This is a genomic window from Lysinibacillus sp. YS11, assembly GCF_002896375.1.
Classification (GTDB): Bacteria; Bacillota; Bacilli; order Bacillales_A; family Planococcaceae; genus Lysinibacillus; species Lysinibacillus capsici.
In genome coordinates this window covers 4,143,961-4,158,267 of record NZ_CP026007.1, presented here as the reverse complement: position 1 = coordinate 4,158,267, position 14,307 = coordinate 4,143,961, and the positions used below count along the sequence as shown (strand labels likewise).

The 14,307-nt window shown below is 37.0% G+C and carries 13 protein-coding genes; 11 read left to right on the top strand and 2 right to left on the bottom strand.

What is annotated here, in order from left to right; genetic code table 11:
* Window positions 1-93: 93 nt before the first annotated feature.
* The 3 genes from LBYS11_RS20825 (at window position 94) to LBYS11_RS20815 (ending at window position 4,270) form a co-directional block, all read left to right on the top strand.
* Window positions 94-801: a DsbA family oxidoreductase gene (locus tag LBYS11_RS20825; protein WP_103118901.1), complete on the top strand. Its 708-nt coding sequence runs from the start codon at window positions 94-96 to the stop codon at window positions 799-801.
* A 178-nt stretch (window positions 802-979) separates the two neighbouring features.
* Window positions 980-1,606 (top strand): FMN-dependent NADH-azoreductase, encoded by a 627-nt coding sequence (locus LBYS11_RS20820; RefSeq protein ID WP_048394231.1) that lies wholly within the window; start codon window positions 980-982, stop codon window positions 1,604-1,606.
* A gap of 303 nt (window positions 1,607-1,909) precedes the next feature.
* Entirely contained in the window at window positions 1,910-4,270 is a 2,361-nt protein-coding gene (locus tag LBYS11_RS20815; protein WP_103118900.1) for a bifunctional 2',3'-cyclic-nucleotide 2'-phosphodiesterase/3'-nucleotidase, read from the top strand.
* A gap of 31 nt (window positions 4,271-4,301) precedes the next feature.
* Here LBYS11_RS20815 and LBYS11_RS20810 read toward each other — a convergent pair whose 3' ends face one another.
* A complete protein-coding gene (locus LBYS11_RS20810) occupies window positions 4,302-4,667 on the bottom strand; it encodes a DUF2500 domain-containing protein (RefSeq protein WP_004231978.1) in 366 nt (121 codons plus the stop codon).
* A gap of 34 nt (window positions 4,668-4,701) precedes the next feature.
* On the bottom strand, window positions 4,702-5,229 hold the full coding sequence (locus LBYS11_RS20805; protein ID WP_103118899.1) for a YceI family protein: 528 nt from the start codon (window positions 5,227-5,229) through the stop codon (window positions 4,702-4,704).
* A gap of 359 nt (window positions 5,230-5,588) precedes the next feature.
* On the opposite strand from LBYS11_RS20805, the gene LBYS11_RS20800 reads away from it, so the two are divergent.
* The 8 genes from LBYS11_RS20800 (at window position 5,589) to mntR (ending at window position 14,290) form a co-directional block, all read left to right on the top strand.
* The gene (locus LBYS11_RS20800; RefSeq protein ID WP_004231981.1) at window positions 5,589-5,894 is read left to right on the top strand and encodes a winged helix-turn-helix transcriptional regulator; all 306 of its coding nucleotides are present in this window, start codon (window positions 5,589-5,591) and stop codon (window positions 5,892-5,894) included.
* Between the two features lie 219 nt (window positions 5,895-6,113).
* Window positions 6,114-7,028 (top strand): UDP-N-acetylmuramate dehydrogenase, encoded by a 915-nt coding sequence (gene murB / locus LBYS11_RS20795; protein WP_048394238.1) that lies wholly within the window; start codon window positions 6,114-6,116, stop codon window positions 7,026-7,028.
* A gap of 52 nt (window positions 7,029-7,080) precedes the next feature.
* Entirely contained in the window at window positions 7,081-7,836 is a 756-nt protein-coding gene (locus LBYS11_RS20790) for an exodeoxyribonuclease III (RefSeq protein WP_048394240.1), read from the top strand.
* A gap of 457 nt (window positions 7,837-8,293) precedes the next feature.
* The gene (locus LBYS11_RS20785) at window positions 8,294-10,663 is read left to right on the top strand and encodes a penicillin acylase family protein (protein WP_103118898.1); all 2,370 of its coding nucleotides are present in this window, start codon (window positions 8,294-8,296) and stop codon (window positions 10,661-10,663) included.
* A gap of 142 nt (window positions 10,664-10,805) precedes the next feature.
* A complete protein-coding gene (locus LBYS11_RS20780) occupies window positions 10,806-11,177 on the top strand; it encodes an ArsR/SmtB family transcription factor (RefSeq protein WP_103118897.1) in 372 nt (123 codons plus the stop codon).
* Window positions 11,158-13,281 (top strand): heavy metal translocating P-type ATPase, encoded by a 2,124-nt coding sequence (locus LBYS11_RS20775; RefSeq protein ID WP_066038024.1) that lies wholly within the window; start codon window positions 11,158-11,160, stop codon window positions 13,279-13,281. The genes LBYS11_RS20780 and LBYS11_RS20775 overlap by 20 nt, the downstream gene beginning before the upstream one ends.
* A gap of 170 nt (window positions 13,282-13,451) precedes the next feature.
* The gene (locus tag LBYS11_RS20770; RefSeq protein WP_369700627.1) at window positions 13,452-13,748 is read left to right on the top strand and encodes a late competence development ComFB family protein; all 297 of its coding nucleotides are present in this window, start codon (window positions 13,452-13,454) and stop codon (window positions 13,746-13,748) included.
* A gap of 122 nt (window positions 13,749-13,870) precedes the next feature.
* A complete protein-coding gene (gene mntR, locus LBYS11_RS20765) occupies window positions 13,871-14,290 on the top strand; it encodes a transcriptional regulator MntR (RefSeq protein WP_004231993.1) in 420 nt (139 codons plus the stop codon).
* Window positions 14,291-14,307 lie beyond the last annotated feature (17 nt).

The following is a 14,307-nucleotide window of genomic DNA, read 5'->3' as shown; positions in this document are numbered from 1 at the left end:
TGTAGAAGAACTTGAAAATTTATGCAGTGAGGCATTAAAATTGCCTTGTGATTTCAACTATCGCTACAATGTAGCAAAAGGAGTGAGTATGAAATGAAAATTGAAATTTGGTCTGACTATGTATGCCCATTTTGTTATATTGGTAAAAAACAATTAGAGAAAGCGATTGAGGATACTGGCTATTCGGGGCAGGTGGAGCTTGTCTATAAAAGCTACCAACTAGATCCAACGACTCCAATAAATTCGCATAGTACTGTCTATGAATCATTGGCAAAGAAATATGGAATGTCCTTAGAGAAGGCAAAGGAAATGACAGTGGGTGTAACAGAGCGTGCGAAAGAAGTAGGGCTAAACTACGATTTTAGCAATTTGATGGAAGAGAATACGCTAAAAGCACATCGGCTTGTAAAATGGGCTGAACAACAGGGAGATGTTACAGCTCTAGTGGAGTCACTTTTACACAGTCATTTTATTGAAGGAAAGCGTATCGGTCAAGATGATGTTTTATTAGAGATAGCTGAGAAAGTGGGCCTAGAGCGTGAAGAAGTTGCAAAGGTTCTTGCTAATGATGTTTATAAAAATGAGGTAGAAGCGGATATTCAAGAAGGTCTCCAGCTTGGTGTACGAGGGGTACCGTTCTTTGTCTTAAACCGTAAATATGGTATTTCAGGTGCACAACCGCAGGAGGTATTTGAGGATACATTGCGTAAAGTTGCTGAAGAAGAGGGCTTACAACCATCGCTAAAGATGGCTGGCACAGGTGATGCGGGTATTTGTACAGACGATAACTGTAAATTTTAGCTTACTAGAGAGAGGAGTAAGACTTTCAACTCCTCTTGTTAGAATGGATGAAAGATAGAATATTTCAGTCAAAAGTCTGAGGCAAGTAGCATTGACATTTTAGATGAAATTTTTTAAGATAAACACATATCTTGAATTCGAGATATTAGATTTTGAAATTTAAGGGAGATTTTATATAATGAACGTTTTAGTAGTAAAAGCTAACAACCGTCCAGACGGTATTTCAACAAAAATGTATGATACTTTCATGGAAAATGTACAAGGTGCCAACGTAACAACTTTTGACGTATTTGCAGAAGATATGCCTTATTTTGGCCAAGATCTTTTCAATGCTTTTGGTAAAGTACAAAATGGTGGAGAGTTAACAGACATTGAATCACGTCTATTAGCTGCAAAACAAAAAGCAATGGATGCATTAACTGCTGCTGATTTAGTTGTATTTGCATTCCCACTATGGAACTTAACAATTCCAGCACCTTTACAAACATTTATTGACTATGTATACCAAGCAGGATTCACATTCAAATATGGCGAAAATGGTCAATTAATTAGCTTAATGACTGACAAAAAAGCGATTATTTTAAATGCTCGTGGTGGCTACTATTCATCACCTGAAGCTCAACCAATGGAAATGTCAGTAAACTACATTAAAAACGTAGTAGGTGGCGTATTCGGGATGGAAGTTATTGAAGAAGTGATTATTGAAGGTCACAATGCTTCACCAGATAAAGCGCAAGAAATTATTGCAAATGGCCTAGAAGAAGTGAAAAAGGTTGCTCAATCACTACAAACTGTGAATGCATAAAAATTATTTTTTATTAAAAGTCCTCTCAATTTTGGGAGGACTTTTTTTATTTTGTCAACAGATGTATGGTGTGGTATGGAGGTCGGACATATTGACAGTAACTAATTATTTTGAATTTACATTTACTAACATCCTATTTAATAGAAAAATAAAGAATGGTAGAAATCTATGATTTGGAGGGAAAGTAATTAACCATTCTTTTAAAAATACATATAATTAGGACTATATATTCAGTAAAAATTAGAATGGTTTTAATATAATAGAATTTGTAGGAAAATACTAGATTATTAAGGAGGTTGTTGTATGAATAAGAAATTAATAACTAATTTCTTGGCGACGTTACTAGTCCTTTTCGCGTTTATACCATTTGGAATTTCTGCTGATGCTGCTTCCAATGATGTAACACGCGCAGGTTATGTAAAAGAATTAGTAGAAAATTTAGATGTAGAGATGGGTGACGGCTCTTCGCTTGCCTTTAACGATGTCTCTAAGGATTTAGCACCTTATGTAGAAAAAGCTGTTCAATTAAAACTTATTAAAGGGAAAACAGCAACGACATTTGGCCCAGATGACAAATTAACACGTCAGCAAGCATTTGTTATCTCTGCTCGTGGACTTGTTAGTGAAAACGCTTCCCTCAAAGTTTTAGAGCAATTTAAGGATGCAGATCAAATTGCAACGGCATATAAACAAGATTTAGCGAATGCTGTTGCAGCAAACATTTTACAAGCATTTGAGGATAATACTATTCGTCCTCGTGACTATGTGACAAAGGAACAGATGGAGAGTATTGTGGAGCGCTTTGTAGCAGAATACAAAGCACCTTCAACTGGTGTATCAGTTGATCTTCAGATTTTAGGGACAACAGATATTCATACCAATTTAGCTAATTACAATTACTATTTAGATGCTCCATCATCAGAGCTTGGGTTAGCTAATACAGCAACACTAATTGAGCAAGCAAGAGCTAAAAATCCAAACACATTACTATTTGATAATGGTGATTTAATTCAAGGCACACCACTTGGCTCATATAAAGCATTAGAAAGTGTTTTAAAGCCAGGTGAAGTTCATCCAGCTATTGCTGCACTTAATGCATTGAAATACGATGGTGGAACTTTAGGAAATCATGAATTTAATTATGGTCTAGACTTTTTAGATGAAGTATTAAACGATGCAAAGTATCCAGTCGTAAATGCTAATACCTATGATGCAAAAACAAAAGAGCGTATGTTTACACCTTATGTCATTCTTGATAAAGAAGTGGTAGATAGTTCAGGCAAAAAACATACACTTAAAGTTGGTGTAACAGGGATTGTTCCAACGAAAATTGTTGAATGGGATGCCATTCATTTAGCAGGTAAAGTTGAAATGCAAGAGCCAGTCGAAGCTGTGAAAGAGGTAGTACCAGAAATGCAAAAGGCTGGAGCAGACGTGATTGTCGTTCTGTCACATTCAGGTATCGGTGAAGATACTTATGTGAAGGGTGCTGAAAATGTTGGTTACCAATTAGCAGAAATTGATGGTATTGATGCTTTAATTACAGGACACTCTCATTTAACATTCCCTGGTGACTATAAGGATTTGAAAGATGTTGACCAAGAAAAGGGTACAATTCATGGTGTTCCTACTGTTATGGCAGGTAGCTATGGTAGTCATCTTGGTGTAATTGATTTAAAACTAGAACAACAAGGATCTGAGTGGGTAGTGGTAGATGGTAAAGGTTCATTGCAATCGATCAAGCAAGAAGGTTTACAACCATCCACAACGGTTTTAGAGGCTATTAAAGAGGCACATGATGGCACATTAACGTATATCCGTCAGCCTGTTGGAGAAACAACTGCACCAATCCATAGTTATTTTTCAATGGTGCAAGATGATCCATCCATTCAAATCGTAACACAAGCTCAAAAATGGTTTATCGAACAAGAGCTAAAGGGTACGGCTGATGAAAAGACACCAATTCTTTCAGCAGGAGCACCTTTCAAAGCAGGATCACGTAATAATCCATTAGATTATACAAATATTCCTGTAGGACCGCTTGCTATTAAAAATATGGCCGACATTTATCATTATGACAATACTGTTGCTACGATTAAAGTGACAGGCGCACAAGCAATCGAGTGGTTAGAGATGGCTGCTGGTATTTTCGCAACAATTGATCCGACTAAAACAGAAGAGCAAAATATTATCGATGCAGAAGCACGTTCTTATAACTTTGATGTGTTAGATGGCTTAACATATCAAATTGATGTCACATCGCCAGCAAAATATGACCGCCGCGGTAATCTTACTGATGAAAAGGCAAATCGTATTAAGAATGTACAATATAATGGTAAACCAATCGATTTAAAACAAGAATTCATCATCATTACAAACAATTATCGTGTTGGTGGATCATATGGGGCGACATTTAAAAATGCAGAAGGCTCTAACATAACTAACTATGCTTATGAAAATCGACAAGCTGTTGTAGATTATATTATGGCTAATAAAACAATTAACCCAGCTGCGGATAATAACTGGTCATTTGTACCGTTCCCAGCCAATACAAAGGTTATCTACCTATCTGCAAAAGATGCACAAAAGTTCATACCAGCAGGTAGTGGTATTGAATATTTAGAAGATACAGAAGCTGGATTTGCTAAATATTTAATTAAATAAAAGAATAGGAAAAGGAGAGTAACGATAATCGCTACTCTCCTTTTTTATGTCTGTTGAATGAATGATACCGTGTACCTTGATAGGTTAAAATGCCAAGATCACCTTCTACAAGCTGACCATAATCGTAGCCATTCATCTTTAGTTCATGCCGTTCTCCGTTTTGCTCTTCAAACGTAACGTAGTAGGACGTAGATGCCCCAGTATTGTTAGATCCCCCACGTATATTCGTACGCTTTGTCACAACCTTAGCGGGTACCGTTAATATTGGTGAACGGTTGTTTTTAGACCAAGTGATAATACCGTTTACAATCATAAAGGCTATGCTCCCAAAAACAATAAAGAAGATGATGGTAATAAAAGCAGAGCCAAATAAAAAATCATTATCAAACCAAAACATAAATTCCTCCCTTTCTTTAAGGTAGAAACAATACTTAAAGAGGATTTAATTCAAGATCTACTATCACGTCTATTTCATCGCTAATCAATACACCACCTGTTTCTAAAAAGGTATTATAGACTAGATTAAAATCACGACGATCAATTTGGGCTTTAGCTTGGAAGCCAAAAACTTCTTGTGCCCATGGATTCACACCTTTTCCTGTATATACTGTTGTAAATACGATAGGTCTTGTTATGTTTTTGATGGTTAAATCACCATGAATAGCAAAATTTTTATCATCAAGTTTATCAATATATGTAGAGGTAAATAATATTTTTGGATAGACGTCTGCATCAAAAAAGTCAGGAGACACAAGGTGGACATCACGATCATGATTCTTGGTGGAGACACTAGCCACTGTAATCGTGATAGAAATGTTTGCATCCTGCATTTGTTCGATATTGGATGTAACTATTTCACCGCTGTACGATTCAAACGTACCATGAATACGAGAAATCATCATATGTCTTACGGAAAACCCGATCGTTGAATGACTGAAATCAATAGCATATTTTTTCATTTGAAAACCTCCTAAAACAGCATTCTACAACGAATGATAAAGTAAACAAATCGCATATTCAATGAGTTTTTTATAAATGTGGAAGTATTTCCCTCTATAAAAGTGTAATCTGTGAACATGAAACAGAACATATTTAAAATCGAATAGGCATATTATTGGAAATATGTGCATTTTATTAAGATAGCGTTTAGTCTAAGACATTTTATGTTCCCTTGTTAGATATGTCCAACATTGAAATTGTTAGTTACTATTTGTAATTAAATATATAAAAGTTAATAGATTATTTTACGTAAATAAGTTACTTCAAATTTACATTTAGTGCATTAATCGTTACAATAGTTACATAGAGGTGAAAAATTATGAATGAGACAACTTTGTGTCCTCGTTTAGCTAAAGCAATGGATTTAATCGGAAAACGATGGACAGGGTTAATATTATATCAATTACTAGATGGACCACAGCGCTTTAATGAAATCGAATCTGCACTACCTGTCAGTGGACGTTTATTATCAGAACGTTTAAAGGAGCTTGAAAAAGAGGGGCTTGTTGAACGTAAAGTATATTCAGAAGTACCGGTACGCGTTGAGTATTCATTAACAGATAAAGGTCAGGCACTTGAAGGTGCTATCCGCAATATCGAAACATGGGCAAGTAGTTGGCTCTAGGGTGAATGGATTATTTTACTAGATAATACAATGAAATAGTGTCCTAAAAACGACACTTGGAATGACTGTCAATTTTCTTTATAATATTCATCATCTCTGCACAGGTCTTACCTGTCTTTTAATATGAGATAAAAATACCCTTCATTTTACTTGTCAAATTGGGGTTGTAAATCCATACTGGTGTAGAGTAAGAAGGACGTTAGAAAGGAATTAGCTCTCATGACAAAAGAACAATGGGCGATGGATTTAGCAAAAAGTATTAATCCTGCCAATATTAAGTTAAATGAATCATTACAGCAATACACAATGACAAAATTAGGTGGCAAAGCAGATGTTTTTGTTCTTCCTGAAACAGAAGAAGAGGCGGCATCCGTTATTCGCTATGCATATATAAATAATATTCCTTTATTAATGTTAGGTAACGGATCTAATATGGTTGTTCGAGATGGCGGTCATAGAGGAATCGTTGTAACATTTTCACGCTTAGATGAGATTCGTATTACTGGTGAGCATGTGTATGCTCAAAGTGGTGCACTGATCAAAGATGTATCAAAGCTATCAGCGCAAGCATCCTTAACAGGTTTTGAATTTGCATGTGGTATTCCTGGATCAATTGGCGGAGCAATGGCTATGAACGCAGGTGCCTATGGCGGTGAGATTAAAGATATTATTGTTTCATCGAAGGTGTTAACAAAAGAAGGGGACATTTTAATATTAGGTAAAGAAGACCTTGAGCTAGGATACCGACAAAGCATTATTGCCAAAAAGGGTTATTATGTGCTGTCCTCTGAATTTCAATTAGCAGTTGGCGTACAGGAGGAAATTGATGCGAAGATTGCTGATTTAACCTTCCAACGTGAATCAAAACAGCCTTTAGAATATCCATCTGCTGGAAGTGTATTTAAACGCCCACCTGGTCATTTTGCTGGAAAACTTATTCAAGATAGTGGCCTACAAGGTAAAGGTGTTGGTGATGCTGAAGTCTCTACCAAGCATGCAGGATTTATTGTCAACAAAGGAAATGCTACTGCTTCAGACTATATTAAGACAATCCAAATGGTTCAACGTGTAGTGAAAGAAAAATTTGGCGTTGAATTAGAGACGGAAGTCAAAATTGTTGGTGATGATCTATAATAGGATGCCCTTCGCATAAGCCGAAGGGCGTTTTTTTAGGAGTGTGGATAAAATGAAATTTATATCATGGAATGTTAATGGGATACGAGCATGTCTAGGTAAAGGCTTTTTAGAGTTCTTTCATCAAATAGATGCAGATTTCTTTTGTATCCAAGAAACAAAATGTCAGGCTGGACAAGTTGAGCTCTCTATCGAAGGTTATGAGCAGTATTGGAATTACGCGCAGAAAAAAGGGTATTCTGGAACAGCAATTTTCACGAAACACACGCCATTGTCTGTTAAGTATGGGGTGGGCGCCGAAGATTCTCAGGATGAAGGCAGAATTATAACATTAGAATATAAGAATTTCTATTTAGTAAATGTTTATACTCCAAATGCACAGCGTGATTTAGCGCGGTTACCATTACGTTTACAATGGGAGGATCGTTTAGCTAGCTATTTACAAGAACTAAATAGTCAGAAGCCAGTGGTTTATTGTGGTGATCTAAATGTTGCACACACGGAAATTGATTTAAAAAATGCAAAATCTAATATTGGAAATTCGGGCTTTACATATGAAGAGAGAGCAAAATTTTCAGCGTTATTGGAAAGCGGTTTTGTAGATTCTTTTAGATACAAGCATCCCGAGGAAACTGACCACTACACATGGTGGTCCTATATGAATAAAGTGCGTGAACGTAATATTGGTTGGCGTATCGATTATTTTGTTGTATCCAATCAATTGAAGGAACAAATTGAAAGCGCAACAATTCACCCACACATTATGGGCAGTGATCATTGTCCAATTGAATTGCAATTACAATGCTAGTACTTAAATCGTATTTTCTAAATGGAAATACGATTTTTTGTATTTGTAACTTAATAAGGTGACTTTTAAAAATGTGAGATTTGGCAATGCCAGGGGGTACCTTCAAAGTGAGGAGTAGACGCTACAATCACATGGGAACCCGCCCTAAAGTAGGGAAGAACGCTCCAATCATGTGGGAATCCGCTTCCACCATATAAGTCCGCTCCACGAGAGAAGATAAAAGAAAATATACTCTATAGAATCATTATACCTCTATGAACATACGAATTTTTAACATTACTCAGTAGCCTTCATAATTCCTATTGATTATACTATTCTAATAGCGGATAAATATAAAATTTTGTATTTAGAGACAATTTTATATACATAAAATAAGAAATTTCGCTAAAAAATTTTGCGTTTCAAAGCGGGTTTGGGAAGGTAGTACGGGAATATAGTGCAAAAAGGGGGTTATTCAGTGGGGAAGAGAAAGTTTAATTGGAAAAAGTGGCTAATTGTCATAGCTGGGATAATAGCTGCTTTGGCTCTTGTGGCTTTTATTGGATTTACATGGTTTATGAATAAATCTAAGCCGGTGATTGATGGTGAATTAGCTGTTACTATTCTGGATCAGGATGTGACAGTTACGAGAGATGAAAAAGGGGTTCCGCATATTTTTGCCAAAACAGATGCGGATTTGTATCGTGCGCAAGGTTATGTCCAAGCACAGGATAGACTATTTCAAATGGACTTGGCACGAAGGCAGGCAAGTGGTCGACTATCTGAAATTATTGGAGAAGCAACGATTAATACTGACAAACATTTCCGTACATTTAGCTTACGAGATGCTGCAGAGAAATCATTAGCTGCCTATGATGACGAAAGCAAACAAGTACTTGAATGGTATGCCGAAGGAGTAAATGCTTTTATTGCACAGGCAAAGGAAAGCAATACACTAAGCTATGAATTCGCTTTGTTAGGCTATGAACCCGAGGAGTGGACAGTTGTTGATTCCTTAACCATTGGAAAATATATGGCCTATGATCTGGGTGGAAATTGGAATACGTTAGCTTTTCGTCATTGGGCACTACAGAATTTTGATGAAGAAAAGGCAAAAGAATTATTTATTAAATATCCAGAAAATGCTTCGGCGATTATCGAGGCCAATATCCAAAATCCTGTAGCAGTAGCTGGGCAATTCAGTGCGGAAATGCTACCAAACGAATTTAACGGAAGTAATAACTGGGTAGTTTCAGGTGATAAAACGAAATCAGGAACGCCTATTTTAGCAGATGACCCACATTTAGGGTTAAGCACCCCTTCTATTTGGTATCAAATGCATCTGCAATCACCACAGCAAAACGTTAGTGGCGTTATCTTTGCAGGGATTCCAGGTATTATTTTAGGCCATAATGATGAAATTGCTTGGGGGGTAACCAATGTGGGTCCAGATGTACAGGATTTATATATTGAAATACCAAATCCAGATAATCCAACACAATTTCGATACGATGGAAAGTGGGAACAAGCAGAGGTGCGCGACGAATCAATTAAGGTAAAAGATGGAGAAACGGTAGATTTTGAAGTCGTTGTTACACGTCACGGCCCTATAATGACAGATTTAGCTTTTAAAGATACAGAGCCAACAGCACAATTTTCGATGCAGTGGACAGCACTACAACCGACAGCTGAACTAAGAGCAGTGCTTGGTTTTAATAAGGCAAAAACTTGGGGTGATTTCGAAAAAGCATTAGAAGACTTTAAAGCGCCAGCACAAAATTTTGTATTTGCATCAAAAGACGGTACGATTGCCTATAAAGCTAATGGTCAAATACCTATTCGTAAGCAAGGTGAGGGCCAATTACCAGTTCCAGGTGATTCGAGTGACTATGGCTGGGAGGGCTTTATCCCATGGGGTGAATTACCAACTCTAGTGAATCCAAAAGAAGGTTTTATTGCAACGGCAAATAACCAAGTAATAGGAGAGGACTACCCTTATCACATAACTGATTTCTGGGCGCAACCTTATCGTTTTGAAAGAATTAAAGAAGTGTTAGAGGCAAATGATGCGATTACAGTAGAAGATATGATGGCTTTGCAAATGGATCAGCACAACCTCTACGCAAGAGAATTTCTGCCTGATTTATTAACATCTTTAAAAGAAAAAGATCAGGATGGGAAGTATGCCGAGGTTATGACCATGCTAGAGAAGTGGGATATGGTGGACGCAAAGGAATCAGGTGCACCACTTGTGTTCCATACATTAATGATTAAGCTACAGGAAGTTTTGTTTAAAGATCAAATGCCTGAAGATATGTATGGCATCATGTATGGGAAGTTTAATATTACAGACCAGCTCTTACGTACAGCCTATTCTGGAGAGAAAAGCATTTGGATTGAGGAGCAGGGTGGCATTGATGAAACCATATACAAGGCATTTGAGCTAACAATTGCACAATTAGAAGATCAATTCGGAAAAAATTCCTCGAAATGGCAATGGGGTGATTACCATCAGCTTACTTTTGACCATACACTAGGAAGTGCATCGCCTATTCTTGCAGCCTATTTTAATGCTAAAAAGGTTCCTATTGGTGGATCAAAAGTTACCGTACAAGCAGCAGATAATGATTTAGCTGGTAATGTAGATCACGGTGCATCTTGGCGTTTTGTGGTAGATGTAGGTGATTTAAGCTCAGCCTATCATATTGTTGGTCCTGGTCAAAGTGGTCATGTAAAATCTGATTGGTATCAAGATCAGGTGCTGGATTGGGCAAATGGTGATTACCATCAAACATTTATTAAAGAGGAAGAGATAAAAGGGAAAACATTACAATTAATAGCGAAGTAATAAAAGAGTTAGCGTACAGAAAGTGCGCTAACTTTTTTTATTGAAGGATATACATCCTAACATTCAAATATTCGTTTGAATATGATGGAATAATATGTTACATTGAAAACAATCAAACGAATATTTGAATGAGGTGAGAAAAATGCCGAAAGAAATATGTGAGGTGACGCATGTACATGAAGAAGCAGTCACAAAGGTGAAACAACAAATGCCTGATTTATCAGGTGTAGCCAAATTTTTAAAAGCGTTATCTGATGAAACTAGACTTAAAATTGCCTATGCTTTAACGGTGGAAGATGAACTATGTGTTTGTGATGTTGCAACTATTATTGGTTCTTCAGTTGCTACAGCATCCCATCATTTACGATATTTGAAAGATAATAATTTAGCGAGATCACACCGCAAAGGTAAGCAAATGTATTACTCTTTAGCGGATGAGCATGTATATCAAATTGTAACAATTGCCTACGAACATGCGAAAGAGGGGATTGCGAATGGCAACGACACCAATTAAACAAGAATACAGATTGCAAAATTTATCTTGCGCTAGTTGTGCTGCAAAGTTTGAGAAAAACGTAAAGGCTATACCAGAAGTACAGGATGCACAAGTGAATTTTGGTGCTTCTAAAATTACAGTAATCGGTGCTATTAGTGTAGACCAAATTGAAGAAGCAGGTGCCTTTGATGGCATTAAGGTTACACAATCGGCAGCAAAAGCACTTGAAAATACTACACCTTTTTATCGTAAAAAGGAAAACGTTTTAGCAGGAATTTCATTGCTTTTTGTCATTCTAGGTTATCTATTTGCGGGTATGAATGGGGAATCGAGCCCGCTACCGATTTCCATGTTCATTATAGCTATCCTTGTGGGTGGAGTGGGTATTTTTAAAATAGGCTTCCGTAATTTAGTTCGCTTTGAATTTGATATGAAGACGCTTATGACAATCGCCATCATTGGAGCTGCTATTATCGGTGAATGGGAAGAAGCGGCAGTTGTCGTATTTTTATTTGCTGTGAGTGAGGCACTTGAAGCGTATTCAATGGATAAGGCACGTCAATCTATTCGTCAATTAATGGATATTGCTCCACCAACAGCGATTATCAAAAGAGCCCACGGTGAACACTACCATGAGGTTGAGTTACCTACTGAGGATATAGAAATAGGAGATATTTTGATTGTAAAGCCTGGGCAAAAGATTGCGATGGATGGCATAGTCATTAGTGGGTTGTCTGCAGTCAATCAGGCAGCTATTACAGGTGAGTCGATTCCCGTAAATAAAACAGTAAATGATGAAGTATTTGCTGGGACTTTAAATGAAGAGGGTGCTCTTGAAGTACGTGTGACAAAGCGTGTAGAAGATACTACTATCGCTAAAATAATTCATCTAGTGGAAGAAGCACAAGCAGAAAAGGCACCTTCTCAGCAATTTGTAGATCGCTTTGCAAAGTATTATACACCAGCGATTATGGTTATTGCTTTTTTAGTAGCTGTAATTCCACCTTTAATAGTAGGTGATTGGCAGCATTGGATTTACCAAGGGCTAGCTGTTTTAGTGGTAGGATGTCCTTGCGCACTGGTCGTCTCTACGCCCGTCGCCATTGTTACAGCCATTGGTAATGCAGCAAGGCAAGGTGTACTGATCAAAGGTGGTGTTCATTTAGAGCAGCTAGGACATATTGAAGCTGTTGCCTTTGACAAAACAGGAACATTAACGAAGGGGCAGCCAGCAGTAACAGATATCGTAACGACTGAAAACTGGTCAGAGGACTATGTGTTACAACTAGTGGCAGCGGTAGAAAAACAGTCACAGCACCCTTTAGCTAAAGCAATTTTAAATAGATTACACGATAAAAAATTATCTGAGCTAATACCAACAAATTTCCAATCAGTAACAGGAAAAGGTGCCTATGCTACCGTTGATAATCAGATTATTTATGTAGGTAGCATGAAATGGGCTACTTCATTAACTTCTGTAGATCAAAATATAGAAAGTCAGGTTAAGAATCTGCAAGAACAGGGTAAAACAGTAGTAGCAGCTGTTTCGAATAATCAACTTATTGGACTGGTTGCAATTGCTGATCAATTACGTCATGAAAGCAAGGATGTATTGAACAAATTAAATGCCTTAAAAGTAAAGCATATGGTGATGTTAACAGGCGATGCAGAGCCTACTGCGCAAGCCATTGCTACTTCATTAAAGATGACAGATGTGCGCGCTGGCTTGTTACCAGAAGAAAAATTAAAGGCGATTAAGGATTTACGTAAACAATTTGGTGCTGTAGCAATGGTTGGAGATGGTGTAAACGATGCACCAGCATTGGCCACTGCAAATGTAGGAATTGCCATGGGTGGAGCAGGAACGGATGCAGCTCTTGAGACAGCAGATATTGCCTTAATGGGTGATGATTTAACGAAGCTTCCTTACACTATTGGATTGAGCAGAAAAACATTACGTATCATTAAAGAGAATATTATATTTGCCCTAGTTTTAAAATTAATTGCATTGCTACTTGTCATACCTGGTTGGTTAACATTATGGATAGCAATTTTTGCCGATATGGGTGCGACACTATTAGTTGTGTTTAATTCATTAAGACTAATTAGAGCAAAAAAGTAGTAAGTAAGGTGTAGAACAATCTGAAAAGGTAGGAAATTAATCTTGCTTTGACACAAGGGATTTTATGCGAATAGATGCTACTTGTGATTCTTGAAAAAGACTTTTTTTAAGGCTATTATAGTTTCAGGAGTAATGTAACAATTAAATATAAATGAGGCGAAAGTTTGAATATGTCAGATCCTATTTTAGTAAATGTTACAGAAGAAATTGTGCGTGGTTTAGTAAGCTTTTTACTACGAGGACCAGAATATCAAACATTTTGTAAATGCGAAATCTGTGAATTAGACACGGTGGCACTTACACTAAATGCATTGCCAAGTAAGTATGTTACATCTATGGAAGCTAGAGATGAGGCATTTAAAGAAATGAATACTCCTGGAAACATTGAGCGTATTAATAAAGAGATTATTCATGCGTTACATGTGGTAAATAAGTATCCTCGACACAAAATAGAGCCTACTTCTTAATAGAAGAGGCTCTATTTAAGTTGTATAGGAAGTGTTTTTCTAGGCTATGTATTTTCAGTTAACTTTTAAGCCAAGCTTGTAGTAAACTAGAGAGTAAGAAAAGGAAAGAGAGGGAAAAGGATATGCCAACACCTAGTATGGAGGACCATATCGAACAAATATACTTATTAATTGCCAACAAGGGATATGCGAGAGTGTCTGACATTGCTGAAGCATTATCTGTTCTTCCTTCTTCTGTTACAAAAATGGTTCAAAAATTAGATAAAGATGGTTATTTAGTTTATGAAAAGTACCGTGGACTGACATTGACGCCTAAAGGGGATAAGCTCGGAAAGCGTCTTGTGCAGCGTCATGAATTGCTCGAGCAGTTTTTACGAATGATTGGTGTGGATGAAGAACGTATTTATGATGATGTAGAGGGAATTGAACATCATTTAAGTTGGAATTCAATCGATCGTATTGCAGATCTTGTGCAAGTAATGGAAGAAAATCCAGACATCGTGAAAAAATTAGAGGCATCTAAGACACAGCACAATCTTTAAAATGATGGTGTGAAGGA

Bases quoted from the DNA above. Each gene is read 5' to 3' on its own strand.
- LBYS11_RS20825 (WP_103118901.1), top strand. From the start codon at position 94: ATGAAAATTGAAATTTGGTCTGACTATGTATGCCCATTTTGTTATATT.
- LBYS11_RS20820 (WP_048394231.1), top strand. From the start codon at position 980: ATGAACGTTTTAGTAGTAAAAGCTAACAACCGTCCAGACGGTATTTCA.
- LBYS11_RS20815 (WP_103118900.1), top strand. From the start codon at position 1,910: ATGAATAAGAAATTAATAACTAATTTCTTGGCGACGTTACTAGTCCTT.
- LBYS11_RS20810 (WP_004231978.1), bottom strand. From the start codon at position 4,667: ATGTTTTGGTTTGATAATGATTTTTTATTTGGCTCTGCTTTTATTACC.
- LBYS11_RS20805 (WP_103118899.1), bottom strand. From the start codon at position 5,229: ATGAAAAAATATGCTATTGATTTCAGTCATTCAACGATCGGGTTTTCC.
- LBYS11_RS20800 (WP_004231981.1), top strand. From the start codon at position 5,589: ATGAATGAGACAACTTTGTGTCCTCGTTTAGCTAAAGCAATGGATTTA.
- murB (WP_048394238.1), top strand. From the start codon at position 6,114: ATGACAAAAGAACAATGGGCGATGGATTTAGCAAAAAGTATTAATCCT.
- LBYS11_RS20790 (WP_048394240.1), top strand. From the start codon at position 7,081: ATGAAATTTATATCATGGAATGTTAATGGGATACGAGCATGTCTAGGT.
- LBYS11_RS20780 (WP_103118897.1), top strand. From the start codon at position 10,806: ATGCCGAAAGAAATATGTGAGGTGACGCATGTACATGAAGAAGCAGTC.
- LBYS11_RS20775 (WP_066038024.1), top strand. From the start codon at position 11,158: ATGGCAACGACACCAATTAAACAAGAATACAGATTGCAAAATTTATCT.
- LBYS11_RS20770 (WP_369700627.1), top strand. From the start codon at position 13,452: ATGTCAGATCCTATTTTAGTAAATGTTACAGAAGAAATTGTGCGTGGT.
- mntR (WP_004231993.1), top strand. From the start codon at position 13,871: ATGCCAACACCTAGTATGGAGGACCATATCGAACAAATATACTTATTA.